Annotated in this window: 22 protein-coding genes; 9 read left to right on the forward strand and 13 right to left on the reverse strand. The window is 46.3% G+C overall.

The features are described from left to right. Nucleotides 1-57: 57 nt before the first annotated feature. From ABK01_RS08035 to folP, 8 genes are all read right to left on the reverse strand, one after another. Nucleotides 58-1,437, reverse strand: a complete 1,380-nt coding sequence (locus ABK01_RS08035) for an MATE family efflux transporter (protein WP_253675262.1) — start codon at nt 1,435-1,437, stop codon at nt 58-60. Nucleotides 1,438-1,525: 88 nt separating this feature from the next. Continuing rightward, the gene (locus ABK01_RS08040) at nt 1,526-2,824 is read right to left on the reverse strand and encodes a CobW family GTP-binding protein (RefSeq protein ID WP_253675263.1); all 1,299 of its coding nucleotides are present in this window, start codon (nt 2,822-2,824) and stop codon (nt 1,526-1,528) included. A 540-nt stretch (nt 2,825-3,364) separates the two neighbouring features. Continuing rightward, a complete protein-coding gene (gene truA, locus ABK01_RS08045) occupies nt 3,365-4,195 on the reverse strand; it encodes a tRNA pseudouridine(38-40) synthase TruA (RefSeq protein ID WP_253675264.1) in 831 nt (276 codons plus the stop codon). Next, entirely contained in the window at nt 4,182-5,063 is an 882-nt protein-coding gene (locus ABK01_RS08050; protein WP_212564654.1) for a DUF2225 domain-containing protein, read from the reverse strand. Before ABK01_RS08050 ends, truA begins: the two co-directional genes overlap by 14 nt. 62 nt (nt 5,064-5,125) lie before the next feature. Continuing rightward, complete coding sequence (acpS, locus tag ABK01_RS08055) at nt 5,126-5,497, reverse strand: holo-ACP synthase (RefSeq protein WP_212564653.1); 372 nt, start codon at nt 5,495-5,497, stop codon at nt 5,126-5,128. Continuing rightward, the gene (locus ABK01_RS08060) at nt 5,494-6,474 is read right to left on the reverse strand and encodes a CdaR family protein (protein WP_253675265.1); all 981 of its coding nucleotides are present in this window, start codon (nt 6,472-6,474) and stop codon (nt 5,494-5,496) included. Before ABK01_RS08060 ends, acpS begins: the two co-directional genes overlap by 4 nt. Then, nucleotides 6,471-7,283: a diadenylate cyclase CdaA gene (cdaA, locus tag ABK01_RS08065; RefSeq protein ID WP_212564651.1), complete on the reverse strand. Its 813-nt coding sequence runs from the start codon at nt 7,281-7,283 to the stop codon at nt 6,471-6,473. The genes ABK01_RS08060 and cdaA overlap by 4 nt, the downstream gene beginning before the upstream one ends. Next, nucleotides 7,270-8,124, reverse strand: coding sequence for a dihydropteroate synthase (gene folP / locus ABK01_RS08070; RefSeq protein WP_253675266.1), 855 nt, complete (start codon nt 8,122-8,124; stop codon nt 7,270-7,272). The genes cdaA and folP overlap by 14 nt, the downstream gene beginning before the upstream one ends. 128 nt (nt 8,125-8,252) lie before the next feature. Between folP and ABK01_RS08075 the strand changes: the two genes are divergently transcribed. The 7 genes from ABK01_RS08075 (at nt 8,253) to ABK01_RS08105 (ending at nt 18,112) form a co-directional block, all read left to right on the forward strand. Beyond that, nucleotides 8,253-9,503 carry a class I SAM-dependent methyltransferase gene (locus ABK01_RS08075; protein ID WP_253675267.1) on the forward strand — a complete coding sequence of 417 codons (1,251 nt, stop codon included), beginning with the start codon at nt 8,253-8,255 and terminating at the stop codon, nt 9,501-9,503. Further along, complete coding sequence (mazG, locus tag ABK01_RS08080; RefSeq protein ID WP_253675268.1) at nt 9,500-10,438, forward strand: nucleoside triphosphate pyrophosphohydrolase; 939 nt, start codon at nt 9,500-9,502, stop codon at nt 10,436-10,438. The genes ABK01_RS08075 and mazG overlap by 4 nt, the downstream gene beginning before the upstream one ends. Then, nucleotides 10,431-11,375, forward strand: coding sequence for a tRNA (adenosine(37)-N6)-dimethylallyltransferase MiaA (gene miaA / locus ABK01_RS08085; protein WP_371922006.1), 945 nt, complete (start codon nt 10,431-10,433; stop codon nt 11,373-11,375). The genes mazG and miaA overlap by 8 nt, the downstream gene beginning before the upstream one ends. An 88-nt stretch (nt 11,376-11,463) precedes the next feature. After that, nucleotides 11,464-12,405, forward strand: coding sequence for a tetratricopeptide repeat protein (locus ABK01_RS08090; protein ID WP_212564647.1), 942 nt, complete (start codon nt 11,464-11,466; stop codon nt 12,403-12,405). An 18-nt stretch (nt 12,406-12,423) separates the two neighbouring features. Continuing rightward, the gene (gene greA, locus ABK01_RS08095) at nt 12,424-15,102 is read left to right on the forward strand and encodes a transcription elongation factor GreA (protein ID WP_212564646.1); all 2,679 of its coding nucleotides are present in this window, start codon (nt 12,424-12,426) and stop codon (nt 15,100-15,102) included. 167 nt (nt 15,103-15,269) lie between these two features. Continuing rightward, nucleotides 15,270-17,519, forward strand: coding sequence for a vWA domain-containing protein (locus tag ABK01_RS08100; RefSeq protein WP_253675269.1), 2,250 nt, complete (start codon nt 15,270-15,272; stop codon nt 17,517-17,519). A gap of 104 nt (nt 17,520-17,623) precedes the next feature. After that, nucleotides 17,624-18,112 (forward strand): DNA-deoxyinosine glycosylase, encoded by a 489-nt coding sequence (locus tag ABK01_RS08105; protein WP_253675270.1) that lies wholly within the window; start codon nt 17,624-17,626, stop codon nt 18,110-18,112. 72 nt (nt 18,113-18,184) lie between these two features. On the opposite strand, the gene ABK01_RS08110 is transcribed toward ABK01_RS08105, so the two are convergent. Then, on the reverse strand, nt 18,185-19,174 hold the full coding sequence (locus ABK01_RS08110; RefSeq protein ID WP_253675271.1) for a hypothetical protein: 990 nt from the start codon (nt 19,172-19,174) through the stop codon (nt 18,185-18,187). A gap of 132 nt (nt 19,175-19,306) precedes the next feature. Here ABK01_RS08110 and ABK01_RS08115 point away from each other — a divergent pair, with 132 nt between their 5' ends. Together ABK01_RS08115 and ABK01_RS08120 are read left to right on the forward strand one after the other, a co-directional pair. Then, nucleotides 19,307-20,083 carry an exodeoxyribonuclease III gene (locus ABK01_RS08115; RefSeq protein WP_253676604.1) on the forward strand — a complete coding sequence of 259 codons (777 nt, stop codon included), beginning with the start codon at nt 19,307-19,309 and terminating at the stop codon, nt 20,081-20,083. A gap of 84 nt (nt 20,084-20,167) precedes the next feature. Beyond that, on the forward strand, nt 20,168-20,719 hold the full coding sequence (locus ABK01_RS08120; RefSeq protein ID WP_253675272.1) for a hypothetical protein: 552 nt from the start codon (nt 20,168-20,170) through the stop codon (nt 20,717-20,719). Here ABK01_RS08120 and ABK01_RS08125 read toward each other — a convergent pair. From ABK01_RS08125 to ABK01_RS08140, 4 genes are read right to left on the reverse strand one after another with little or no spacing between them, the layout of a single operon-like run. After that, nucleotides 20,703-21,116 (reverse strand): YbaN family protein, encoded by a 414-nt coding sequence (locus ABK01_RS08125; RefSeq protein WP_253675273.1) that lies wholly within the window; start codon nt 21,114-21,116, stop codon nt 20,703-20,705. The two genes, ABK01_RS08120 and ABK01_RS08125, sit on opposite strands and share 17 nt — an antisense overlap. Nucleotides 21,117-21,125: 9 nt before the next feature. Further along, on the reverse strand, nt 21,126-21,890 hold the full coding sequence (lptB, locus tag ABK01_RS08130; RefSeq protein WP_212564642.1) for an LPS export ABC transporter ATP-binding protein: 765 nt from the start codon (nt 21,888-21,890) through the stop codon (nt 21,126-21,128). Then, nucleotides 21,887-22,615 carry an LptA/OstA family protein gene (locus ABK01_RS08135; RefSeq protein WP_253675274.1) on the reverse strand — a complete coding sequence of 243 codons (729 nt, stop codon included), beginning with the start codon at nt 22,613-22,615 and terminating at the stop codon, nt 21,887-21,889. The genes lptB and ABK01_RS08135 overlap by 4 nt, the downstream gene beginning before the upstream one ends. A gap of 57 nt (nt 22,616-22,672) precedes the next feature. Beyond that, a complete protein-coding gene (locus ABK01_RS08140) occupies nt 22,673-25,378 on the reverse strand; it encodes a heavy metal translocating P-type ATPase (protein WP_253675275.1) in 2,706 nt (901 codons plus the stop codon). Nucleotides 25,379-25,392 lie beyond the last annotated feature (14 nt).

Genomic DNA, 25,392 nt, shown 5'->3' on the forward strand with positions numbered 1-25,392 from the left:
GAGAACTGAGAATCTCTCAAAATTACTCTGATATATCTCAACAAACTAACATAGAACTTACACCGGCAGCGGCTCGATCTTCTCTTTGTAAATACGGTGCATAAAAAAGAGACAGGCGATAATAGAGACAACTTCGGCAATGAGGTACGACCACCAGATGGCATTTACATCGCCGGTAAGCGAAAGCAGATACGCCGCCGGAAGGAGCGCGACGATTTGACGCACAAACGTAGCAATCATGCTGTAAACCGCGCTGCCGAAGGCTTGGAATACCGACGAAAAGGTAATGCCGAGCGCCGCGCCGATAAAGCTGCATGCGATGATGCGGATCGCAGGAACACCGATTGCAAGCATCGACGGAGAAGCGTCGAACAGTCCCAATAGCTGTGCAGGGAACAGTTCAAAAAGCGCCATACCGAATAGCATAATCCCTATCGCAAGAAGGAGACCATTCCGTATTGTAGCCGTAATCCGCTTTCTGTTTTGTGCCCCGTAATTATACGCGATAATCGGTACCATACCGTTATTCAGTCCGAACACCGGCATAAAGATAAAGCTGTTCAGTTTAAAATACACACCATAAACGGCAATTGCGGTACTTGAAAAGGCGCTGAGGATGATATTGAGAAAGTAAGTGGTAACCGAGGTGATCGAACTGAGCAGAATAGACGGTACCCCGACTTTATAGATTTCCGCAATGATACGCGGTTCGGGTACAATATTCTTGAGCTTAAACTGAATTTCGCAGTTTTTTGTCAGGTTACAGAAAACAGAGACACAAAGGCCGAGAATCTGCCCCAATACGGTTGCGAGCGCCGCCCCGCGTATCCCCATTTTAGGAAACGGCCCGATCCCGAATATCAGCAATGGGTCGAATATTACGTTAAAAATCGCGCCGGAAAGCTGCGAATACATCGTATACAGTGTCAGCCCCGTCGATTGCAGTAGGCGATCAAACGTAATGCCGAAAAAGAGCGCAAACGACATACGAAGCACAATGTTCAAATACTCTTCCCCGTAGGTAACGATATTCTCCTCAACGCCTTGTGAGGCAAGATACGGGCGCACCAGTATCAGACCTGCAATAAAAAAGACGATAAAATTACAAGCCGCCAAAAACACGGCGTTCATCGCGGTTTTATTGACATCCTCTTGATTGTGCTGGCCGAGCCGTTTTGACAGCAGTGCATTGACACCAACGCCCGTACCTACGGCAAACGAAATCATCAGGTTTTGAATGGGAAAGGCAAGCGATACGGCCGTTAATGCATCCTCGCTGATTTTTGCGACAAAGATGCTGTCGACAATGTTGTACAATGCCATAATGAACATAGAAAACATCATCGGCAGCGACATATTGAGGATGAGCTTCATAATCGGCATAACGCCCATCTTGTTTTCAGCCGGGCCGATAGATCTTACCTTTACTTCTTCCATTGATATCCCTTACAAAACAGACCTGTTCCGAAACGGAAGTTTCCGAACAGGTTTAATCTATTAAAAACGGTTTTTGTTCAGTATTTTGTTAATCGAGCAGGGCATCCAAGTCCGCGCAAATCTTCTTTTTGTCCAGCTTTTGTCCGATAATGCAGAGCTTAATCATCCGGTCGCCGACTTTTTCGTCCCATTCTTCCCTCATCCGAGGTTCTCGGGCAAGGACTTTTTCCTGCTCTCGCTTAGAGGCAGTTGCGAGCCATCTGCCGGAAGCTCCTGCTTGAATTTGCCGTCCCGAAGTTTCAAAGACGTAGGCCATATCCTGCTCATCGCTGAACCAGACGACGCCCTTGGAGCGGATTATATTACGCGGCCATACCCCTGCATATTTTTCAAGCTTTTCCCTGCTGAATGGACGGCGGCGGTAGTACACAAAAGAGCCGATACCGTACTCATCCTCATCCGCGCCTTCATGTTTATGTTCGTGATGATGATGGTGGTGATGCCCGTGTCCGTGCCCTCCATGCTCATCATGTTCGTGATGGCCATGTTCGTGGTCATCATGATCATGGTCGCAGTGTTCATGGTCGTGGTCGCAGTGTTCATGGTCGTGGTCGCAGTGCTCATGGTCGTGGTCGCAGTGCTCATGGTCGTGGTCGCACTCTTCATCTTCATCATCGTCTTCTTCCGCACGCTTTTCCAATTCGGCAACCCAACCCGCGCTTTCAAAGACTTTCTCAAAGTCGAACCGCTTTGTTGCAAGCAAATCCTCTAGCGGCACCTGACACCGCGTTGTTTCTATCACTTTAACATGGGGCTGGAGCTTATTGACAACCGCCCGCACTTTTTTCATCTGATCTTCCGTCACCAAATCTTTTTTGTTGATAATAAGGGTGGAGCAAAACTCAATTTGCTGGACGAGCAGCGACTCGATATCTTCTTCTCCCATATCCTTTTTTAACAGCTGCGCACCGTCGGCGAACTCATCTACCAGCCGTTTTGCATCGACCACGCTTACGACATTATCCAAGTATCCGTTTTCGATTGTTTCGATAGCCTGCGCAATCGGCATCGGCTCGCATACGCCGCTCGATTCGATCAACAGATAGTCGTATTTTCCCGACGCGATGAGGTTTTCAATCTGCATTACCAGATCGGTTTTGAGCGTACAGCAGATACAGCCGTTGGTAAGCGGCACGAGGCTGCTTTTATCCGTAATATTGGCGTCTTTTTCTATCAAACTTGCATCGACGTTGATTTCGCCGATATCGTTGACAATCACCGCAACCTTGTAGCCCTTTTGGTTCGCAAGAATCATATTCATCAATGTTGTTTTTCCTGCTCCTAAGTACCCGCAGAGCAATGTAATAGGTACTAATGGTTTTTTCATATATTTCTCCCTAATCTAATTAATTTCTCCTATCTAAAAACGATAAAACATGAATATACTGCAAAACAGCACAAAATGGAAGGACTTTTAACCTTTTGAAATATACGGGGCATCTACTTCGTTGCCTTGCCAACAGTGTACATCCTTGTACACTGTTGGCAGCGAGTTTCAGCTAGTGCTGAAACATCGCTTCTGATATAACCAGCGGCATCCGTGCCGCTATTGAAAATCCTCAACGTATCAGAACCGCCAAGGATGGCGGTGGTTTCAAGAAGTAACAAGTTTGCTTGCAAACTTGCAGCCCACGAATGTACACGGATGTACATTCGTGGGCGGGGATGTCCGTGGTTCCACGCAGTAGCGCCGTTTTTGCACAGCAAAAACTCGCGTTCAAAAATTGACAAGGAGATCAATTTTTGAACTTGCCATGGCAGGAGATTCCGCTTTATTTTCAGCTAGCTCCTCGAACTGCTGTGCGCGGTCAGTACGATAGAGATGCGGTTGCAGTAGGCACTTTACTATGCCGCTCCAGGTGTGCTTTTATCCGATTATCACGGCTTCCGCCAGTGGTGTCAGTAAATTTTGCGGATACTCAATTGACCATAAAAAAAGCCCCTGCGGAGGGGCGGTTTCTCCTGCATTTCGGCGGTCTTTTGAGCGGAGAACAGCCTCAAAATCCTCTTTCGTACCGTTCTGCTGTTCATAATGCAGCAAAGTTCCGGTTATCGAGCGTACCATGCGCCACAAAAAGGCATTTGCTGAAATTTCAAACACGAGAAATTCCCGATCGGTAAAAAACCGCGCCGTATAGATATAGCGCGATTTGCTTTTACTTTGATCCCCTGCAGCGGAAAAAGTCGTGCAATCCAATTCTCCCGACAAAACGCTTGCCATCCGATTGAGTAGGTTAATATCCGGTTCGCGCCGTATATGCCAGCAATAGGGTAATTGATGTGCAAAGGCTGTTTTCCCGCAGTGAATAAAGTACCGGTACGTGCGGGATCGGGCGCTAAAACGGGCGTGCAGGTTATCTGAAACATGAAACGCTTCCATAATCCGTATATCCTTAGGCAACGCGGAATTGAGCGCCGGAATAAAGCTATCCGGTTTAATCCGCGCTATATCGGTAAAAAAGTGCGCAGCTTGCCCGCAGGCGTGCACTCCCGCATCGGTTCTCCCCGAACCGAAAAGCTCGACGGGGTGTTTATGCAGCAGCGCCAGCGCCCGCTCAATTTCGCCCTGTACGGTGCGGAATGATTCTTTTCCGTGCTGCAACTGTTTTTGCCATCCATGGAAACGTGTTCCGTCGTATGAAATACGGAGCAGAATATTCCGCCGGAGAACAGTCGGCTCAGCATCAGTCGTCGTCATCGGTTTCGTTTAATTCACGTTTCAGCGTATCATAAAGGGTGCGGGCATGTTCCAAAATCGGGCCGGGCTTACTTTTGGAAGATTTTCCGAGCCCGAACATCTTTGCCAACGCAATTTTATGCATTTCCAGCCGTTTCAACCGAGTTTTGGTATCTTTTCTCTGCCCGTACCGATATTCCAATAAGGCGCACAAATAAATAACACCGTCATACCCGTAGTTTTTATCTACATCGGGACCGAAGGATTTTAAGCCTGCAATCATCTCTTTGCCGGTGGTCTCCAATTCAAGCGCACGCCGATACAAGAACAATGCCTTTTGATAAAAAAGGTTGGAAATATACGTGTAGTTCTCTTCCGGTTCTTTTTCGCCGAGCGTCGAAAAAAGCCATGCCGCACGGATCGCACATATTGCCTGTTTAATAGTAGGAGAATACTTTGCAGTGAAATGATCGTAGCAGAGCAAAGCAAGATAATAGGAGGCGGCTCCTTCGTGAAGCGTTCTAGCAGTATTAAAATCAACGTGCCCGAAAAGACCTTTTACCGCACTATAGCGTTCGTTCATAGCTTCCAGCAGCTTTTCGGCAATCGGCTTTTCGATAACTCTAAAATCTTGTGTAAAGCCCGTGTACAAACACTGCGGGCAAACAGTCATGCTGTAGATAAGCGGATAGACCTCTCCGTATTTTGCCGACGGTTCATATAAGCGGCGTAATTCTTCCGTTAAATCACCGGCAATAACGCGGCCACCCCCGGAATACATTTCTTCTCGTTTAAACTTTGCCCCGCATACAGGGCATTCAACCTGATCCTTGGAATAATAAGAAATAGCTACTTCTTTTTTGCTTTGCTGATCTTCTTCACGTTTCATACTATGGATCTCCTTTTAACCCTACCGGCTACCGGTAAAACCTCACTTTTTACCGCATCCGATTAACTTTCCAATATAACACCTGCAATAGCCATATTACTTTCATGGGTCAGCGAAAGATGAATATGAGTACCATGGATACGCTCAAATGGTATAGCTGCATCGTCAAAGAGCATTAACTCCGGTTTCCCGTTCGGATTATTAGTAACAAGGATATTTTTCAATGTTATCCCCTTCAATCCGCTGCCAAGCGCTTTTCCATACGCTTCTTTTGCAGCAAAGCGGGCTGCCAAAGAATATGCGGCAGCCGAGCCTCTGCTTTTGGTCTCCATCAATTCTTGCGGATGAAAAAAGCGAGCAAGCAGTCCCTCATACTCCATCCACCGCCGTATCCGGCTTATATCAACAGCATCTATTCCGAACCCGACAATCATCTGTGCATCTCATCATCTTCCGATACTTCTGTAAACTCCACCGTTACCTGCACCGATTTAGGATTCACTTGCAGTATCTGCAACTTTGAATACTCTGCCGATAACACCGGCACAACGGGCAGCGTATACACCCCTCCCTCGGTAATGCTTTCGCATGATACCGTTAATATATTTTCGGAAGGACTCCATGTTTCCAGCAGTTTTTTTGGCCCTTGTACTTCCAAGCTGCCGGTTTTTGTATCGGAGGTTATCGACAGCTCCTTATGCTGCTTTTCAAAATAAATGGGAATATTATCAAACTTTTTTTGGATAGTTGTTTCATTGATTTTAACGGTGGACTGCACTTGAGATTTGCCGACAATAGAAATCAGAGGATTGTTATTGATGATGGAAGCGGTTCCCGAAAAGCCGTTTGTACGCGCTTCTATCGAAAGCGGCTCAGTCACGAGTTCGTTGATTTTTTCAACGAGTTCGGCAGGGCCTTCAATTTCAACAGCCGCCGGTTCCAGCGAACTTTCGGTTACCTCATATCCATCGGCGGGAATTCCTTTCAAAGAAAGCATAACAGGAACCTGTTTACGTATACTTGTCGCCAATCGAAGCGTTAAAATTGCCGGTTCCGTACTAATTTCCATATTGCCGAGCGGCGTTACCGTTCCTGCTAACCGAGTTTCGATCGGTATTCGATAGGTTCCTTCAGTTTTAAAATCCGATAAATTAATAAAAGCAATAATATCATTTTCACCGATGGAACCGATTCCTGTCGCATCCCCCCAAACAGTAACCTTTATCTTTGCGGGATATTGTTCTGCCGGTGTAAGGGGGCCGCTATTTTCAACTGTAAGCGGTACAATGAGGTATCGCTTATCCAATAAAGCTCCGCGATAAAACTCCGACAGGAAAACAGCAAAGACAAGACAGATAATTTTAACCGGCCAATTTTCGGTAAGCCGGAGCAGTATTTGTTTTATGTTCATGAAGCGCTTCCTTCGGATTTCTCGGTAGTTTGAGTTTTTGACTTGACCTTGAGCAGATAAGTCAGCTCCGATTCAATATTGTCCGTTGTAAGGTCGTAATACAGTTTTGAATCGTACGCGAGGCTGATCGCTCCCGATTCTTCGGACACGATAAGCACAACCGCATCAGTTTCTTCGGCAATACCGAGCGCTGCACGGTGCCGTGTCCCGAAGCTCTTGTTGATATCTTCCTGTTTGGTGAGTGGTAGATAACAGCCCGCCGCGATAACCCGCCCGTTATCGATAACAACCGCGCCGTCATGCAGTGGAGTATCAAATTCAAAAATAGTAACGAGAAGATTCGAGCTGATTTCCGCATTGATTCGGGTTGCGGACGGATTTTCGATAATCTCTTTTAAGTTATTCTGCCTCAAGAAGATAACCAGCATCCCGCGGCGCTCTGCAGAAAGGCGCTCGGCAGCAGTTAATACATAATCGATATGGCTGTGTTGGGAGCGGGAGCGTCTGAACCAATCGTTCTGCCCCATCGTCAAGAACATTCTCCGCAGTTCAGGCTGAAAGATAATCGCAGCGCCGATGACAACCCCGGTCGCAAGCGTATTCAATATCCAAAGCAGTGTCGTCAGGTGTAGTAAGAATGCAACCGCATAGATGAGAAGCATCAACAATGCACCCTTACCAAGCTGCGCTGCCTGCGTTTTAATCAGTATCTGATATGATTTATACATCAGAAACGCAAGGAGAAGTATGTCCAAAACCGGCCCGATATAGGTGAGGTAGAACGACAGCATATCCCTAAGTAGTTCCATATTTTTGCAATTCCTTTAACACCAATAATAGTTCCCGCGTTTCCGCAACATCGTGAACCCGTACGATCGATGCGCCTTGCTGTACTGCATACATCGTTGCGGCAAGCGTTCCGGAAAGCCGTTGTTCGGGAGAACCGCCGGTAACGGCTCCGATAAACGACTTTCGTGAAAGTCCTGCTAAAAGCGGATACCCCAAGCCGGTAAAATAGGCACTTGCCGCAACCAGCCGGTAATTATCCTCAGCTGTTTTCCCAAAACCGATACCGTAGTCGATAATGATACGCTCTTGCGCTATTCCGCAGTTTAAAGCATACGCCACCCGTTCTTCAAGGTAATCCCGTACTTCCGTTACTACATTTCCATACTGCGGAACATTTTGCTGCATTGTCGGCGGTATTCCGCGTTTATGCATAAGGACAACGGCACCGGCTTCTTCTGCAATCAGCCTACCGAGAGCCGGATCGTCGGTTAAAGCAGAAATATCGTTACACAGCGTTGCGCCTGCCTTAAAAGCAGCCTTCATAACCGCCGCTTTCCGTGTATCTACGGATATGGGAATAGCGCTGTGCCTCCGGACAGCCTCGATTAAGGGAATAACTCGTTCAATCTCCTCTTCTTCACTGATATAGGAAGAACCGGGACGCGAAGATTCCCCTCCGATGTCGATAATATCAGCGCCGTTCGCTTCCAAAGTTAATACCCGCTCCAAGCCTTTTTCCACGCTTACCGAACGGCTCGGTTCATAAAACGAATCGGGCGTTGCGTTAACAATCCCCATGATAAAAGCCGGTAAATCGGTTTTTATTATCTGCCCTTTTCCGCAATCAAGCTGCAACCGCATAGCAGATTATAGCAGATTTTCCGGCTCTTGTCCTAGACTTCGCACACAGGGTAAACGCATCAATGTGTGTACCCGTTGCTCGATTTGTTGTTTTACTCCATATTTTTTGATACAATGCCTCACCATCTATGAGTACCATCTATACATCTGATCAGGCGGCGCAAGAATGCCTGAATACTTCTATTATACAGCTTTCATTTTCCCGCCCGCGCAAGGGAATCGATGAGGCAAAAGCGCGGCTTCGACTTATCACGGTAAAAGGGAAAGCCGTGTATCAGTTGGAAACCGTCAAAAACAAGCAAGCATTTCAAAAAACGATTGAACCTGATGTATTATCCGGCACAATAGCGGAATGTTTTACCCGCTTTAAGGCTGTGGAATGCCGCGGGCAAAAAGAACAGCTCTTTTTTTTGCAAAACAACAAGGGAATCATCGCCCTTACCAAGCGGCTTCCTTACTCCGCTCTGCTCGCAGAAAGCAGCTGCGGCGGACACGATAAAATAAAGAACTATCTTATTCCCGAAGGAACACCGCTCCCATTCTTAATCGAACAGGGGGTGATGAATGCGGAGGGAGCCGTCTTAAAGCAAAAATACCATAAGTTTCGGCAGATCAATAAATTCCTCGAATTTATCGCCGGGGTCGAACCCTTTATACGGGATACGGTTACCCGTTCCGGCAAGCCTTTTTCCATTACCGATTTCGGCTGCGGTAAGGCCTATTTGAGCTTTGCGCTTTATTATTATCTGCATGAACAGCAGGAACTTCCGGTACGGATTCACGGGTTGGATTTAAAGACCGAAGTTATCGAACACTGCTCCGCGCTGGCGGAACGGTGCGGCTACATGGATTTGGACTTTGCCGAAGGGAACATCGGCGACCATCCGTTGCCGGACGGTACCGGAATGATGGTATGCCTCCATGCCTGCAATACGGCAACCGATTTGGCGCTTGCTCAAGCTGTCCGCGCACAGGTACCGATCATCTTTGCCGTTCCGTGCTGCCAGCATGAACTGTATGCCCAGCTTAAAACCCGAAAAGAAGCCTTCCGCACGGAAGATCACTTGCTGCTCCCCTTTATGGAGCACGGTATTATTACCGAGCGGTTTGCGTCGCTTTTAACCGACACCGTGCGGGCGCTCCTTCTACAAGCCTGCGGGTACACCGTGCAGATTATGGAATTTATCGAAACGGAACATACCCCTAAAAATATCCTGATCCATGCGGTAAAAAAAACACAAAGCGTCGGCCAAGCGGAACGGCTGAAAGAAACAGCGCTCCGGCAATACCGCCGCATCAAAGAGAGCTTTTGTATCAAACCGACATTGGAACAGCTATTGAAGGATATGATTCCGGCAAAACAACAGGAGAACTTATGACCTCACACAACAATACCGACAAAAACGAACAAGACTCAGCCATTCATACTGCGGCGATAGCGGCACAGCCGGAAACAGCAGCAGCAGCCGAAGCTTTTGCAGCGCTTTTTACTACCATTAAACGGCTACGGGCGCCGGGCGGCTGTCCGTGGGATATCGAGCAAACTCCGATGACGTTGCGGGCAACGTTCCTTGAAGAAACGTATGAAACGATTGAAGCACTGGAAGAAGCCTCGGCGGACAGCTCAAAGTCCGTCCATGCGGCGGAAGAACTCGGCGATGTACTTTTAAACATTGTGATGATTGCGTATATGTTTGAGCAGGAGGGAGCTTTTTCCGTCGCAAAGATGATCGGCGAGCTGAACGAAAAACTGATAAGGCGGCATCCCCACGTATTCGGGCAAACCGCAGGCTTTCCCGATCCCGACGATGCAAAAAAGCCGGTTACGGCGGAAAAAGTGCTTGCGCAATGGGATACCATCAAAGATACCGTAGAAGGCCGTGCAAGCGCCTCCGCATTGGATTCTATTCCGAAAACCTTTCCGCCGCTCACCCGTGCGTACAAACTACAAAAACGGGCGGCAAAGAAAGGCTTTGACTGGGATACGGCAGACGGACCGCAGAAAAAAACAGAAGAAGAACTTGCGGAATTTACGAACGCGCTTGCACACGGCACGCATGAAGAAGCGGAAGCGGAATTCGGCGATCTCCTTTTCAGCTTGGTGAACACCGCGCGGCATTTGCATATCGACCCCGCAGTTGCGCTCAGCCGTACCAATGCAAAGTTTGAGCGCCGCTTCCGCTTTGTCGAAAAACGCATGGCGGAATCCGGTATTCCCTGCTCCCACGACACCCTAGCCCTGATGGACGGCTTTTGGGAAGAAGCCAAGCGCATGGAAGCGCAAAACTCATCCGCCCTGCGTAATAATGAATAAGATAACGCTAATGCCGCACTATAATTGCGCCGTCGTATTAGGCGCTACGGCAACGGGAAAAACAGCGTTCGCCGTAAAACTTGCGCAAGCAAAAGGCGGCGAAATCATCTCTGCTGATTCCCGGCAAGTATACCGCGGGCTCGATTTGGGCACGGGGAAGGATTTGCACGAATACGGCAGCATCCCCTATCACCTTATCGACGTCTGCGATTTAAACCGCGAATTTACGGTCTTTCACTTTCAGCAGGAAGTATACCGCATCTTTCCGCAGCTTGTTGAAAAAGGCAGCTTGCCGATTATCGCAGGCGGCACCGGACTGTACCTTGATGCTATCCTCCGCGGCTATGAGCTGATCCCCGTGCCCGAAGACCCCGCATTGCGCGAAGTGTTGGCAACAAAGACACTGCAGGAACTGCAAGATATACTCATAGCGCTCAAGCCGGATATCCACAATAAAACCGACCTCGAGCAGCCCGACCGCCTTGTCCGCGCTATCGAAATTGCCCGTTACCGGCAGGAGCATCCCGAATCCGCCGCCGCGCATCTGCATGCGGCGCCGTCCATCAAGCCGAAAATCTACGGTATCTCGCTTGAGCGCAGTGTGCTACGCGAACGAATCCGCCGCCGCCTCATTGCCCGCATCGATGCCGGTATGATAGAAGAAACCGAACAAATACATGCGCAGGGCTATTCATGGGAGCGGCTCGAAAGCCTCGGACTGGAATATCGCTTTACCGCGCAGTATCTACAGGGAAAAATCGAAAGTAAAGAAGCCTATATCGAGCAGCTCTATCGGGCAATCGGGCAATTTGCAAAGCGGCAGGAAACATGGTTCCGGCGCATGGCACGGAACGGCATCGAAATAGAATGGATTGACGGCAATAAGGCGGCTCAGCTGACAGCAGCGGTTATTTCAGAAATGGGACATTTCTTATAAATCACCAAAAATGAAGGCAGATAATAACAAATTTCTTAAAACAGGTCAATTGACTAAAGCACGGTTATCAGTATAATGATATGGAACTATGATAGATCGTTCTGTTCAAACCATATTGCAGCCCGCTCTTGTCTTTCTTAAGCAAGGAGACCTTGAGCAAGCGCATATCAGTCTTGGACGGCTGCTTGAACAGGACTTAGAAAACCCTCAAGTGATGTACACACTAAAAGGGGTTAGTTTCTGGCTTGATCGGGTGCGTTATTCACAAGCATTAGCCGATGATTTCTTGCGTGGTGAGTATATTATTTCTCAATGGAAACCCTTTCTCGATTACATAAAGGATAAGGGAGACTTTAACGAGCCGATTATCTATGCGCTCAAGTGCAGTGTGTTTACAATTGCGTTACGGTTGTACCGCTCGCTCCTAAACGGAACTGAACCGGTACATAATACGGCAGAAATATATCGGAAAACAGGACTTTGTTATAAAGCCCTTGGAGATTATGAAACGGCGATCAGCTGTTTACGATATGCAGCCGATCTGAACACCAATTCATCAGCTATTCCGGCGGAACTTGCTGATGCTTATGCTTTAAGCGGCGAAGTACGGCTTGCGAAGATTTTTTTCCGGGAAGCACTCTTTAAAAATGCTTCAGAAATAGAGTTATGCTTTCTTGAATCTGAAATTATCAACGCGCTCGTTACTAAAGTCGCAACCATTGGTTTTACAGGAGAGGAGTTGTTGGAATGGCTTCCTGTTTACGGTACGCTTGATGGCGTACTCAATGTAAAACGTGAACTGAAAGCCTTGGAACTGGGGAAGCTGAAGCAGTCTATCTATATGCTTGAAAATGAGCTGAGGCAGAAAGACGTAAAAAACAAAAAACTTCTAGTCCCTCGTTTAATTAATTACTATTTTTGGCTTATAGACCATTATATGAATGGCACTGTCGAAAAGACCAAAATAGATGAGATTCTTCTAAGAATTAAACTGCTCGACGAGAAAATCTATGACCGCTATATACGGTAATGACACAGTGAGGTGAATATGTCAGATGTATTAGAAAAGAATGTCCGCGATATATTTAATGAGGAAAAATGGACACGTGCTGCCATTACAAATTATTCCATTAACAATTTTAAAGAACTTGACACGCTGATTGAAGACGCAAAACGAAATCATCATTTGGATGAACTAAAAGAACTATCCGATGAGCATCTCTCTCATAACAAAACAAGTATTACAGCATTGTATATTTCGAGTATTATTGCACTTTCCAAGCAGTTGCTCGATGACTCTTCGCTCATAACGCTGGTAACCATTTTTATCGACAACCATCGGATGCAGATCGTTGAATACCTTTGCCGGCGGGTACTTGAATTTGGGGACTCAAAATTTGCGCTTCGAACGTTGGCAAACTGCTACAAAGAATCCGGCAATGAAGATATCTATGATATTTGGGAGCGGCTTGTCCGTATCGACTATGAAGAAGCGGATATTCCGAAACAACTTGCCGAGCGGTATCAGCAAATGGGCGATACGGAAAAAGCCGTTGAATATTATAAAAAAGCCCTGTACCGCTATATCAACCGGCATTCATACACTGCCGTAAAAGAAGTATGGGCACGTTTGGTGGAGTTGGTACCGCAAGAAATCGACTTTTTCTATCATGTACAACGGAAAATAGCGGATCATCTCGGTGCGGAACGAGGCGCCGCGCTTATGCAGGATTTGTACGATTATTATAAAAAAGAAAAAGATTGGAATACCGCTATCGATATTTTAAAACTGGTGCTCACCAGCGACGATAAAGATAACTGGGCTCGAAAGGAAATTGTCGAATGCTTTAGAGAAAAATATGCATCGCACAGTCAGCTTGAAGAATACATAAAAGTATCCAATTTGACACAAAGTTGGCGGAATGTTTTTGAAGCCATCGATGATTTTGAAAAGCATATTTCTTTTGATGAAGGCTGTTTTGTATTCCACCGGACATGGGGTGTCGGACGTATTGCAAAAGTTAATAACGATGAATTGGTTATAGACTTTGCAAAGAAGCGCGGACACACAATGAGCCTTAAAATGGGCATCACCGCTCTTCAAACACTGGATAAAGATCATATCTGGGTATTAAAATCGATTATGAAGCGCAATGAACTCGCTGCGAAGGTGAAAACAAATCCCGAATGGGCGCTAAAGACCATTATCCGCAGTTTTGATAATAACTGTGATTTTAAGCGGATTAAGCATGAGCTGGTTCCCTCGCTGCTAACCGACAAAGAATGGACAACGTGGAGCACCAAGGCACGAAAAGTCGTTAAAGAAAATCCCGAATTCGGTATCAATCCTACCAATATCGATTTCTACACTGTACACACTCGTCCGATTTCGCTTGAAGAAAAGCTTTCGAACGAATTTAAAGCGCAGAAAAACTTCTTTGAGCGGGTTGAAATCATCTTTAATGTTATGGAAAGCGGTGATACGGACTCAGACAGCTTTCAGGATATGATCAATTACTTTGATGCCTTCCTCAAAGCCTTTAGTCAAGTGAATGAACAAGTGATTGCAGCCTATTTAGTTATGTCAAAACTCACTGCAGCGCTGCCGCACCTGAGCGTAACACAACATCATAATTTCGCGGAATTATTCGCGCAGATAGAGAACCCTGCTGCCATATATCGCGGCATAGAAAATAAAGAACTCCGAAGTGCATATCTCCGCAACATCAAGAACCTTGTTCCGGATTGGAGCGATCAATATGTCCGCCTATTTCCCGTGGTACTTTCTGCAGAAGTACTCAATCCGCTCCTTGAAGAATACCCCGAAAAGGTAAAAGAGTTGGTTCTGACGTGCTTCAAAGACTATAAAGAATACCGTGAAGCGGTTATTTGGTTCTTCAAAAATGCTCAGGAAGAACAATGGTTTAAAGACTTGAATATCGACTATGAACACGAGATTATTGTTCTTATTCACATCCTCGACATAACGTATCGGGAGATTGCAAGCCGACGGAATACAACTGAAAATCGGAAAATCAACAAGCAGGTACATACGATTCTCTTTGGTAAAGATGCCTTGCTCGAAAACTTTATCCTCGACCACGATGAAGATGCCGTTACAAGACTCTATACACTCGTCAGCGATATTAAGGACTTGGATCCGCCGATTAAAATGCAGCTGCGTAACCGTATCCTTGAAAAATACAAGAACTTTAAGTTCTTCGACGAAGTGGAAAAAACGGTTACGGGACGCGGTTTAATCGTAACATCCAAAATGCTTGAGGAAAAGAAAAAAGAACTCCAGCGGCTTATTGAAGTTGAAATACCGCGTAACTCGAAAGAAGTCGGGTTTGCACTCTCCTTGGGCGACTTGCGTGAAAACTCCGAATACAAGGCTGCAAAAGAGGAGCAGAATAGACTTAACAATACGGTAAGCCGCTTGCAGGAAGAGCTTGAACGTGCTCAAGTGTTTGATCCTACAACCATTACCACAACACGGGTCGGTTTCGGCACCATTGTTGTATTGGAGAAACCCGGCAACAGCGAAAAAGAGACCTATACCATCCTCGGTCCGTGGGAGTCGGATCCTGAAAACGGCGTAATCTCATATATGTCGCCGCTCGGTACGAACCTGTTAAACCACAAGGTAGGGGAAACACTTTCGTTTACAGTAAATGAAGAAGAAAAGACATACAAAATCCTTGATATTTCTGCGGCAGCTAATTGATATGAAAGGACATCTTAAAACTAACCACATTTTTAAAGATGTCCGATAATAAACCTGTTCGATAACTGCGTTTTCGAACAGGTTTAATATAAAAAGAGCCTCTGCAAAAATTGGAAATGCCCGTGTTTGGAGGCGTTCTTTTTAGATAACTGTAAAGGGGAGTAATAATGAAAAAAATAAGGATTTTTGCCGTTGCAGCGATCTTCTGTTTAATTGCATTTACATTGAGTGCTCAGACAACTCGACAAGAGACTGCTGATGTAATCGTCCTTATGGATACTTCCGGTACCGTGTTACCCTATTACGAGGTTATCAATAAGCGTGTACTACAATCCATCATTTCAAAATTTGTACGCATAGGGGACTCCTTTCATCTTATCTCATTTAATGCGGTTCCCCAGTATGAAATGTCACAGAAAATCAATACTGAAGCGGATTTATCCCGTGTAGTTTCCCGTTTTATGCTTCTATATCAGCTTGGTCAAAGCGCCGATTTTTTATCCGGTATCAATTTTGCCGGTCAATATATGACGCAACTACCATCTCAGCAGGAAAAGATCCTTATTGTTATTTCGGACGGTATTTTTAATCCGCCCGCATCAAGCCCGTACCGGAATTATACCGGTGAACAGGTAAAGACTGAATTAGCAAAAGTTTCCGCTTCCATCCGTGCAAAAGGCTGGAAGGTATACTATGTAAAACTCCCCTTCCCTTCCGATGCGGTTATTAAGGACTTGGACGGAGCCTTTTATGCAGGTAAGCTGGATGCGGCAGGTTCGCTTGATCAATCAGGCGTCGATAGTGCAGTAGCTTCTTCGGGTACGGCGTCGAGCAGTACAGGTAATGCTTCGAGCGGGCAGAAAGGATACGCATCCGATACCCGCACGAATGCACAAAATAGAGCGTCAACAGGAACCGCAGGACAGCCTGCCGGTTCAAGCACAGGGCAAGGGATAACCGATTTTGCACCAGCGGGTTCCAATACCGGTGATACCATCGCTCAAAACCGAGCGGGTACACCGGATAGTTCAAGTACGGCAGGGAAAACGGCTGAAAATGCTGACGTATCGGCAAACGGTGGACAGGACAGCAGCACAGGCGCCGATTCTTCCGGACAAGGGCTGAAAGAGTACACCGATGTTTCTCAAGCCTTTACGGAAAACCTCGGTATTGAGCCGAGCAACTTGCCGGACGAAGGCGGAGTAGAATTCAACGATACGACGTTTCCTCTTCCGCACATTATCTTTCCCGAACGTATAGAAACTTCCGGTAATACCGCCGAACTGCCGCTCACTATTATCAATGAAGTGGCAGAGTCCGTTGAAATACAATTGCAAAGCGTTTCTTTGACAACCGGTAGTGGAACTCAAAAGCAGCAAATGGAAAATATCATTGTCCGTATTCCTCCCGAAGGAAAAAGCGAACTTACCATACGGATTGCACTGCCCGACAGCTTACGGAGAGAAGGGCAACACCGTACCGATATACGGCTTGACCTTGCACAACAAGATAAATCATTTTCCCAAGCGGCAGCCATATTGCTCACCGTTAAACCGACATTCGTTCAATCACTGCTGCAGGGCAATCTTCTATGGATATTGATCGCTGCGCTGGTATTTACCCTTATTCTGCTGTTAATTATCTTTATGCTTCGCCGCAGGGCTTCCGAACCGGTTAAATACGCCGCGCGGATGGTCGGACAACAGTCCGATTCAAGACAGCAAAGCAACACTGCTCGGCAAACCGATTTTAATAGAAACCAGCGAGAAGCGCTTACAGCTTCCCAAACAAAATATTATCCCGAACAGCTGGGAAACAAAGCCGATCCGCGCGACACCCTGAATACCTTCGGTTCCCAAACAGCTGCCGCCGCCTCGGCAGCCCAGAGTGAAACGGCAGCTCAATTTGATCACCTTGCACAAGAACGATCCCGTGCCGCCGAAGGACGTTTTGCTCTGTTAAACAGCGCAGAGAGCCATCTCAACCGCCGACCGGGGTTGAATCACGGCTATTATAGCGGTCGCGTTAGTACAAAGCCTTCGCAGTCGGGCATGACGGAGCTATTCGTCTATAACCAAACTACATTAATTGGAAAACGGAATATTCACGTGATGAAACAAGGAACTCGCCTGAGTATCGGCGGCAGCAAGAGTGATGATTTTTTAATCTTCCTTGTACCCTTCCCTGCCAATCTCGCACAGGTACAGTATGATGGAAACGATTACCGTGTTTCGATTTTAAAACCGGAATACTTCCCCTACGAAGCATCGAATACGATCTATCCCTGCATCGGACGGGATATAACAGCTGTGTCTAAGAAAGGCTATCATGTTACGTTCACGTTTAGAGGCTATGAAGACCCGATGATTAGATTAAATACGCTTCTTACGTCGATCAACTACACTGAGGAGCGCTAAAAAGCGGGGCGCATAGCCCTGCATCAGGTCTATAGCCATACAACAGCACAGAACAAGCCGGATACAGCTTGCCGTATTTAGAGTAACCTATATCTGTTTCTAAAATGATGTCTGAAAGAATTGTCCATCCCTTTCCGCCGGTGTATAGCTCCGAATCGCGTATTCTTATTTTAGGCTCTTTTCCCTCCGCCGCATCCCGTGCGCAGGAGTTCTACTACGGTCATCCGCGGAACAGATTTTGGCCGCTTCTTGCCGCTTTACTGGGCGTGGCGGAACCACCACATTCGATAGAAGAAAAAAGAGAGATGCTGTTGCAGCATCATATTGCGTTGTACGATGCCGTTACTGCCTGCACAATTACCGGCTCCGCTGATTCAAGTATGCAATCCATCATACCGGCAGATTTAAGCAGTATTTTCCAAGCAGCACCGATTCAAGCAGTTTTTGCAAACGGTACGAAAGCATACAAAGTGTGTATTGAGCGCATTGGAATTGCGGCTATTAAGCTTCCGTCTACCAGCCCCGCAAATGCACGGTTCGGCTTTACAGAGCTTTTGACTGCATGGAAACAAATACTACCGAAGCTCTTATAGGGTGTAATTCAAAGACTGCCGGTTTTGGAAGCCACACGCAGCCATAAACCGGCAGCAGAAGATTTATCAAATTTACTCGGTTCCGAGGTTGTCTACGCTGTAATCGTACACCGTCCAAATGTCATCGCGAGAAGCAAGGTTATAGGTAAAGCGTTTCTTTTCGCGGAAGCTGGTATAATCGAACCATTCGATAACCGTAACCTCCGCTTCAGTCGTGCTGTAAGTTGTCCGCTCAACAGTAAACTCTACCGGAATCATCGCGATGTCTTTATCGGTACGCGATTGCATAAGATCGTGTTTATAGGTGTCGATCATGCTGATACGCCCCGCCTCAGCTTCCGCCTTATATCTACGGCTCCGTATCGGATCGCGAGCAATCATCCGTTCAATATCAAGATAGAGGAAGAATTGATCCCACTGCGATTTTTGGCGGGCAGTCAGCATATAGCTGATAACCTTGTCGGGGGAAATGGGCTGAGGCTGAAGTACTTCCCGTGATACCGATGCGATGGGAACTGACCCGAGAGCGGCAGCCGAAGGAGAAGGCTTTATTTCAAGTCCGAGCCTATTGGAAGATACATGAGCTTCGGAGGTATCGCTTAAACGTTTTAATTCGGGATAAAAATCGGCAGAGAGCATATATGCGCCCGGACTTTCAATCGTAATATAATCTTTTACGTTTTCAACAAAGGCGTAGGTTTCTCCCGTTTCTATCGTAATTTCCCGAAAATAAATCTGCTGATTGGTATTCCGTTTCCGAATCCACGGTTCCGTATGAGCGAGGCTCTTGTTTTTGGTATTCAATACAGAAAAATCAAGGCTGAACATACGATCGTTTGCCAGTTTAAACCGCAACGGTTGGCTGCCTTTATTGGTAATGGAAACTTTTACAAAAATAGGCTCCGTTCCATCGTTTCCGGGATAATATACGCGGCGGTCATAAAATCGGATTGCAACATCCGCATCAAAGGATTTGCTTTCACCGTCCATTTCGGCGGCAAAACACCATGCTCCGAATAAAACGGCGGCGGCTACTATTAAGACTATTTTCTTCACTGACATATTCCTCTTCCTTACCGGCATTGCATATCTACGATGCCCTCTTACGCTTATATCGGCAGTTTAATCCATTCTCTTTATGTCGAATTGACGTACCTCATTGCATATTTTACGATTTTATGGCATATACCGATTATGACTTCAATTATTTCGTGGAACGTAAACGGCATCCGCGCCGCCCAAAAAAAAGGTTTTTTGGAATGGCTTTATATCGAAAACCCTGATGTACTGTGTTTACAGGAAACAAAGGCTCGGAAAGAGCAGCTGACTTCAGAATTGATCAACCCTGTTTGGAAAGAAGGCGTCTATAAAACATATTGGCAGGCGGCGAGAAAGCCCGGCTATTCGGGGACCGCCGTCTTCTGCAAAAAGGAACCGCTCAATATCCGCACGATGAACATTCCCGCCTTTGACGATGAGGGACGAGTGCTGGTAGCCGATTTTAAGACGGTATCGGTTATTTCCGCCTATTTTCCCAATTCCCAAGAAGGAGGAGCGCGGCTCGGCTATAAGCTCGATTTTTGCGCTGCGATGCTTGAGTTTTGCAATGCACTGCAAAAAGAAGGTCGGCATATTGTACTCTGCGGGGACTACAATATTGCGCATAATCCCATAGATCTTGCCAATCCAAAAGCAAACGAGCAAAATCCCGGCTATCTACCCGAAGAGCGGGCATGGATGGATACCTTTACGCAGGCGGGATACACCGACACCTTCCGGCATTTTTGTGCGGAACCTCATCAATATACCTGGTGGAGCTACCGTTTCCATGCCCGCGAGAAAAATATCGGGTGGAGAATAGACTATCACTGTGTAGACAACGCCTTTTTACCGAACATCTGCGAATCATCAATTAAAGCGGATGTACTCGGTTCCGACCATTGCCCTATTAAGTTGGTGTATAAAGAATAAATCGCTCGTTTTGGGGAAAGCTTTCCGTATAAACCACTGTAACCATACCTTGACATTTTTTGTGTCATTATTATGATACAACACATGAAAATTTTATTAACTTTTTTTTATCTGAGTGCCGCTACTCTTCTATTCGGTGGTGAAAGCACTGTGTTATATCGCCAAATAGTCAATGTTAAGGCTCTTTCCAACGGTGCAGAAAAAACAATCTATAGCACCATAGACAAAGAAACAGCTGAAAACCGAGTAATGCTGATTGTAACCGCCCTTCCGTCAGGGGACATTGAAATACGATCCGATAAGTTCAAACTGGGAAAAATGCCGTTCTCTTCATTTTTTCAATTTATTATTCCTCATGAGGAAATAATACAAAATGCAGACGGCGCATACATTATTGACGGTCTTACCGGAATTTATAAGGTTGCGATGTCAAAACCTCAGGCATTCTTGACGGGAACACTCAGTCACGAATGCTGCAATCTTACTTTGGCAGTAGACGGTATGGGGAAAAAGCTCTCCATGCAATTCTATTCCGTAAGGGGCCAAACGTTCGATAATTCCGATAATGGCAATAAAGAAGACAAAATCTCACAAAATGAGGAGAACACATCCGATTCTTCTACTGCTCAGAACTAATAGCCGCTACTCCTTCCGGTGCCTTTTTTTTCGTCGGGTCGGAAGCGGTTTTTATTTTAAAAATAAATACATAATATTTTATGCATATCAGCAATATGATGATAATACGAGCATAGATATTATTTGAAAAATAAAACCCTGCAATCAGCATTGAAGAAGCGAAGCTTAAAATAACTATTTTGCTTTTGAGCGTCATCGAGCGGGTTTCATTAAATCTTTGAACATGATTTCGATAGAGCTTAGTAGAAAGCAGCCATTGATGCAGACGCTCTGAACCTTTTGCAAAACAAAAGACCGACACAATTACAAAGGGGGTAGTCGGCAAAATAGGTAAAGCCACACCAAGTACACCGAGTCCTAAAAAAAGGAAACCGGCTATAATCCAAATATATTTCATAGTATCTCCCTACATCCTAAATTCTTCACCGAGATAGACCTTTCGTGCAATCTCGGATTCCAAAATGATATCACGCGATCCTTGTTCGACAATTTCGCCCTTATTGATAATATAAGCGCGATCGGTAATTTCCAAGGTATCGCGGACATTGTGATCGGTAATAAGCACTCCGATATTTTGACGGGCAAGCAGTCTGATAATCAGCTTAATGTCGTGTACGGCAATCGGATCAATACCGGCAAAGGGTTCGTCGAGCAATAAAAACTTCGGCTCGATAGCTAGCGCCCGTGCGATTTCGGTACGTCGCCGCTCTCCTCCCGACAAGGTGTAGGCAGGTTGTTTCCGATTGGCAGTGATTCCGAATTCTTCTAATAACGAATCAAGTTTTTGCTTCCGTTCCGCACGGCTTAAATCTTTTCGTGTTTCCAAAATAGCATCGATATTTTGCTCGACGGAAAGTTTACGGAATACCGAAGCTTCCTGCGGCAAATACGATATACCGATACGGGCGCGCTTATACATCGGAAGATCGGTAATGCACCGGTCATCAAGGTAAATACCGCCGGAATTCGGCGTATAAAAACCGACAATCATATAAAAACTCGTCGTTTTTCCCGCGCCATTCGGACCGAGCAATCCGACAACTTCTCCCTGCGCCATAGAAAAACTAACATCACGAACAGCTCGTTTTTTACGAAATGATTTGTTCAAACCTTCCGCGCGCAAGATACTTTTAGAAATGCCGGAATTCACAGAATACTGAAAGTCACTCATGGCGTTTTTGTTTCTTCCTTCGAAGGAATTTCTTCCTTTGCAGCAATATCTCCCTCTGGAGGAGTTTCCGTTTTTTTTGTTTCTTCTTTTTCTTCTTTTTCTTCGGTAACCGAACCGCTCACCTTGCCCTCAAGCTTAATATCCTCAGTATCAAGATTGACTGAAATCCGAGCAGCCTTAAATTCATCTTTGCCCTTTTTAACCGTAGGCTTCCCTGTTAATTCAAGCATAGAGGTGTTCCTGTTATAAACGGCAAAAAGCGAATCACAGGCAATATCCTTACTCTTTAATTTTACAGCCATTTGTAAAAGGATAATTTCGGTTTTTTGATTATATTCGATACGTTCGGCGGCTGTTTCAACCTTATTTTTGGTATCCTCGACCTTTGCTTGCCCCATAAACTCAGCAACTTCCGTTTCCCGATCATAAGAGAGTGATGCGGCTGAAAACGTAAAGCCTTTTTCGGCATCTTCGCCCGTTACACTCCCGCTCGCTTTGATATACCGGTAATCTTTACCGTAGAGCTCAATACGCTCACCGTAAATATTGAGGGAATCTACGCTGACTTTTGCATTACCGGTCAGCGAGGTTGCGTTTTTCCCTTTTTCGCCGGATCCCTGCATTTTATCGGCAGAGAAGGTAATTTTCACCGGCGCTGCCGACAAAAATGAAACAATCAAGAAGAAATAGACAAAAGCGCACAGCAACGGTCGGAATCTATGCATAGCGAAGCGATGAGGAATGATATACACCGTACTTATCAATAATTCGGCTATACTTTTTTAATGTGAGCCGGTTACCGAATAGCCTGCATCGGTTACGGCAGCTTTGAGCGCATCGATTGTTACGGTATCGGGATAGGTAACAGAGGCAGTCTTTGTTTCCAAATCGACTTTTGCCGATGCCCCTTCGATAGCGTTCAATGCTTTTTCAACCCGAGCAGAGCAATGCCCGCACGACATCCCCTCAATGGTTAACGTAATATTTTTCATATTGGTATTCTCCTTATGAGTTATATTTTCCTGTTTCATCGGCAATTCAGATTCCGTTTTAGCTTCCGGTTCGGCTACAGAGCAGGTGAATCTATCGGTTTGTACACTGCACACAGTAGGCTTTGCATCATCAAGCTTTTCACCGACAGAAGCAACACAGCAGTATTGCATATTGCCGGCATCCTGCGCAATGTATTTCGGACGGAATCTGTTCAACCGTAATGCATTGGTAACTACCGTCACCGAACTGAAGCTCATTGCGGCGGCGGCGAACATGGGACTCAGCCTGAGTCCGAACAGAGTATAAAAGAGACCTGCCGCAAGCGGAATACACAGCGAATTGTAAAAGAGCGCCCAGAACAGGTTTTGCTTAATGGTACGCATAACAGCCTTGCTGAGCTGAATTGCAGTAACCGCCGTTTCGAGGCTGTTATTCATCAGAACGATATCCGCGCTTTCGATAGCGATATCCGTGCCGCCGCCGATTGCGATACCGACATCCGCAGCAGTCAGTGCAGGCGCGTCGTTAATACCGTCGCCGATAAAAGCCGGTGAAAACCCTTTCGAGCGATAATATTCGACTTTTGCTTTTTTGTCCTGCGGCAACAGTTCCGCTACGACATCTCCGATACCGACAATCTTTTGGATAGCCTCTGCCGTCCGTTGATTATCCCCTGTGAGCATAACGGTATGGATGCCCATTTCGTGGAAATCGTGAATGGCTCGAATACTGCCTTGCTTCACCGGATCGGCGACGGCGATGAGTCCGACACATTCATTCCCTATTGTAACCAGCAACGGAGAAGCGCCTTTTTCGGCAGCTTCCGTAAGTCTCGCCTGAATCGCTTCCGATACCGGAATGCCTAATTCGCTGCAGAGCTTCATATTTCCGGCGCCGATTCTTACATTTCTGATCGATGAGATTCCGTTAAGTTCATCGACTATAGCAGTGCCGTAAATTCCTTTTCCATGCACTGCCACAAAACCGCTCACTTTAAACGGCGACAGTTTTTTTTCTTCTGCAGCTTTGATAATTGCATGAGCAAGCGGATGTTCGGATAAATGTTCAAGACTATAGGCAATCCACAAAATATCATTGTCGGTGTACTGGTCGGAAAACACTTCAATGTGCTGCAATGTCGGCTTTCCTTCCGTAATGGTTCCCGTCTTATCGAGCAGAACAGCGGTAACGCGATGAGCAAGCTCCAGCCCTTCCGCTGAACGGATGAGAATACCGAGCTGCGCGCCCTTACCGGTACCCGCCATAATCGCAGTCGGCGTTGCAAGTCCGAGTGCACAGGGACAGGAAATAACCAGCACGGAAATAGCGGTCGAAAGAGCGAACTCAAAAGAAGCGCCTGCGATAAGCCAGCCGATAAAGGCTGTAAGTGAAATCAGCATGACAATCGGTACAAAATAACCGCTGATAACATCAGCAAGCTTTGCAACCGGCGCCTTTGACGAGGCGGCTTCTTCGACGAGCGCAATAATCCTCGCCAAAGTTGTATCATTTCCTACTTTATCGGCACGGAAGATAAAGCTGCCCGATATATTATGCGAGGCGCTAATCACCGAATCCCCAACCGTTTTTTCAACCGGCATACTTTCCCCGGTAACAGCCGATTCGTCAAGCGATGTACTTCCGTCTATTATAGTGCCGTCAACGGGCAGCGTTTGTCCCGGGCGGATAACGATTGCGTCGCCAACCGCAATATTTTCTACCGGAATTTCAATTTCGATCCCATTCCGTAATACTTGCGCTGTTCGGGGTCGAAGCTGAATCAATTTTTCCAGCGCTTCTGAAGTTTTCTTTTTTGCCCGTGCCTCTAAAAATTTTCCCAAAGAAATCAGCGTTAAAATCATCGCCGAGGATTCAAAATAGAGATCCTTCATATAGAGCTGCACAACATCTAATTGCCCATGCCCTAAGCCATATCCGATCCGGTATAGCGCAAAAACTCCGTAGATAACCGCAGCGCCGGAACCGACAGCGATAAGGCTGTTCATATTAGGTGCACGGTGGAATAGACTTGTAAGCCCGTTGGTAAAAAAGCGGCGATTTAATACCAGAACCGGCAGCGTGAGCAGAAATTGTGTAAAGACAAAGATGAGGGCATTTTCAGTTCCTGCAAAAAAAGACGGAAGCGGCAACCTGAGCATCCGCCCCATCGACACATACATCAACGGAATCAGAAAGAAAAGCGAAAAGACAAATTGTTTTTTTTCGGCATCGGCGATTTCCGAATCAGCCTGTGGAGCAGACGGACGCGCCGTATTGTCTTCGGCAAGCGGGAAGGCTCCGTAGCCGATTTTTTCTATGGTTTGTATAATGGTATGCGGATTAACGGTATCGGGATTATACTTGACAGCCATCCGCTTTGTTAGAAGATTTACCTGCGCCGTCTCTACGCCGACAAGACGGCCGACAGCTTTTTCCACATTTGCGGAGCAGGCGGCACAGCTCATACCGGTAACGGTAAAATAGTGCGTTTGCATACCGCTAGTATAGT

The sequence above is a fragment of the Treponema sp. OMZ 305 genome (assembly GCF_024181325.1).
In the GTDB taxonomy this organism is placed as follows: Bacteria; Spirochaetota; Spirochaetia; order Treponematales; family Treponemataceae; genus Treponema.

Excerpts from the sequence above, each read along its gene's own strand:
- ABK01_RS08035 (WP_253675262.1), bottom strand. The coding sequence starts at position 1,437 with ATGGAAGAAGTAAAGGTAAGATCTATCGGCCCGGCTGAAAACAAGATG.
- ABK01_RS08040 (WP_253675263.1), bottom strand. The coding sequence starts at position 2,824 with ATGAAAAAACCATTAGTACCTATTACATTGCTCTGCGGGTACTTAGGA.
- truA (WP_253675264.1), bottom strand. The coding sequence starts at position 4,195 with ATGACGACGACTGATGCTGAGCCGACTGTTCTCCGGCGGAATATTCTG.
- ABK01_RS08050 (WP_212564654.1), bottom strand. The coding sequence starts at position 5,063 with ATGAAACGTGAAGAAGATCAGCAAAGCAAAAAAGAAGTAGCTATTTCT.
- acpS (WP_212564653.1), bottom strand. The coding sequence starts at position 5,497 with ATGATTGTCGGGTTCGGAATAGATGCTGTTGATATAAGCCGGATACGG.
- ABK01_RS08060 (WP_253675265.1), bottom strand. The coding sequence starts at position 6,474 with ATGAACATAAAACAAATACTGCTCCGGCTTACCGAAAATTGGCCGGTT.
- cdaA (WP_212564651.1), bottom strand. The coding sequence starts at position 7,283 with ATGGAACTACTTAGGGATATGCTGTCGTTCTACCTCACCTATATCGGG.
- folP (WP_253675266.1), bottom strand. The coding sequence starts at position 8,124 with ATGCGGTTGCAGCTTGATTGCGGAAAAGGGCAGATAATAAAAACCGAT.
- ABK01_RS08075 (WP_253675267.1), top strand. The coding sequence starts at position 8,253 with ATGAGTACCATCTATACATCTGATCAGGCGGCGCAAGAATGCCTGAAT.
- mazG (WP_253675268.1), top strand. The coding sequence starts at position 9,500 with ATGACCTCACACAACAATACCGACAAAAACGAACAAGACTCAGCCATT.
- miaA (WP_371922006.1), top strand. The coding sequence starts at position 10,431 with ATGAATAAGATAACGCTAATGCCGCACTATAATTGCGCCGTCGTATTA.
- ABK01_RS08090 (WP_212564647.1), top strand. The coding sequence starts at position 11,464 with ATGATAGATCGTTCTGTTCAAACCATATTGCAGCCCGCTCTTGTCTTT.
- greA (WP_212564646.1), top strand. The coding sequence starts at position 12,424 with ATGTCAGATGTATTAGAAAAGAATGTCCGCGATATATTTAATGAGGAA.
- ABK01_RS08100 (WP_253675269.1), top strand. The coding sequence starts at position 15,270 with ATGAAAAAAATAAGGATTTTTGCCGTTGCAGCGATCTTCTGTTTAATT.
- ABK01_RS08105 (WP_253675270.1), top strand. The coding sequence starts at position 17,624 with ATGATGTCTGAAAGAATTGTCCATCCCTTTCCGCCGGTGTATAGCTCC.
- ABK01_RS08110 (WP_253675271.1), bottom strand. The coding sequence starts at position 19,174 with ATGTCAGTGAAGAAAATAGTCTTAATAGTAGCCGCCGCCGTTTTATTC.
- ABK01_RS08115 (WP_253676604.1), top strand. The coding sequence starts at position 19,307 with ATGACTTCAATTATTTCGTGGAACGTAAACGGCATCCGCGCCGCCCAA.
- ABK01_RS08120 (WP_253675272.1), top strand. The coding sequence starts at position 20,168 with ATGAAAATTTTATTAACTTTTTTTTATCTGAGTGCCGCTACTCTTCTA.
- ABK01_RS08125 (WP_253675273.1), bottom strand. The coding sequence starts at position 21,116 with ATGAAATATATTTGGATTATAGCCGGTTTCCTTTTTTTAGGACTCGGT.
- lptB (WP_212564642.1), bottom strand. The coding sequence starts at position 21,890 with ATGAGTGACTTTCAGTATTCTGTGAATTCCGGCATTTCTAAAAGTATC.
- ABK01_RS08135 (WP_253675274.1), bottom strand. The coding sequence starts at position 22,615 with ATGCATAGATTCCGACCGTTGCTGTGCGCTTTTGTCTATTTCTTCTTG.
- ABK01_RS08140 (WP_253675275.1), bottom strand. The coding sequence starts at position 25,378 with ATGCAAACGCACTATTTTACCGTTACCGGTATGAGCTGTGCCGCCTGC.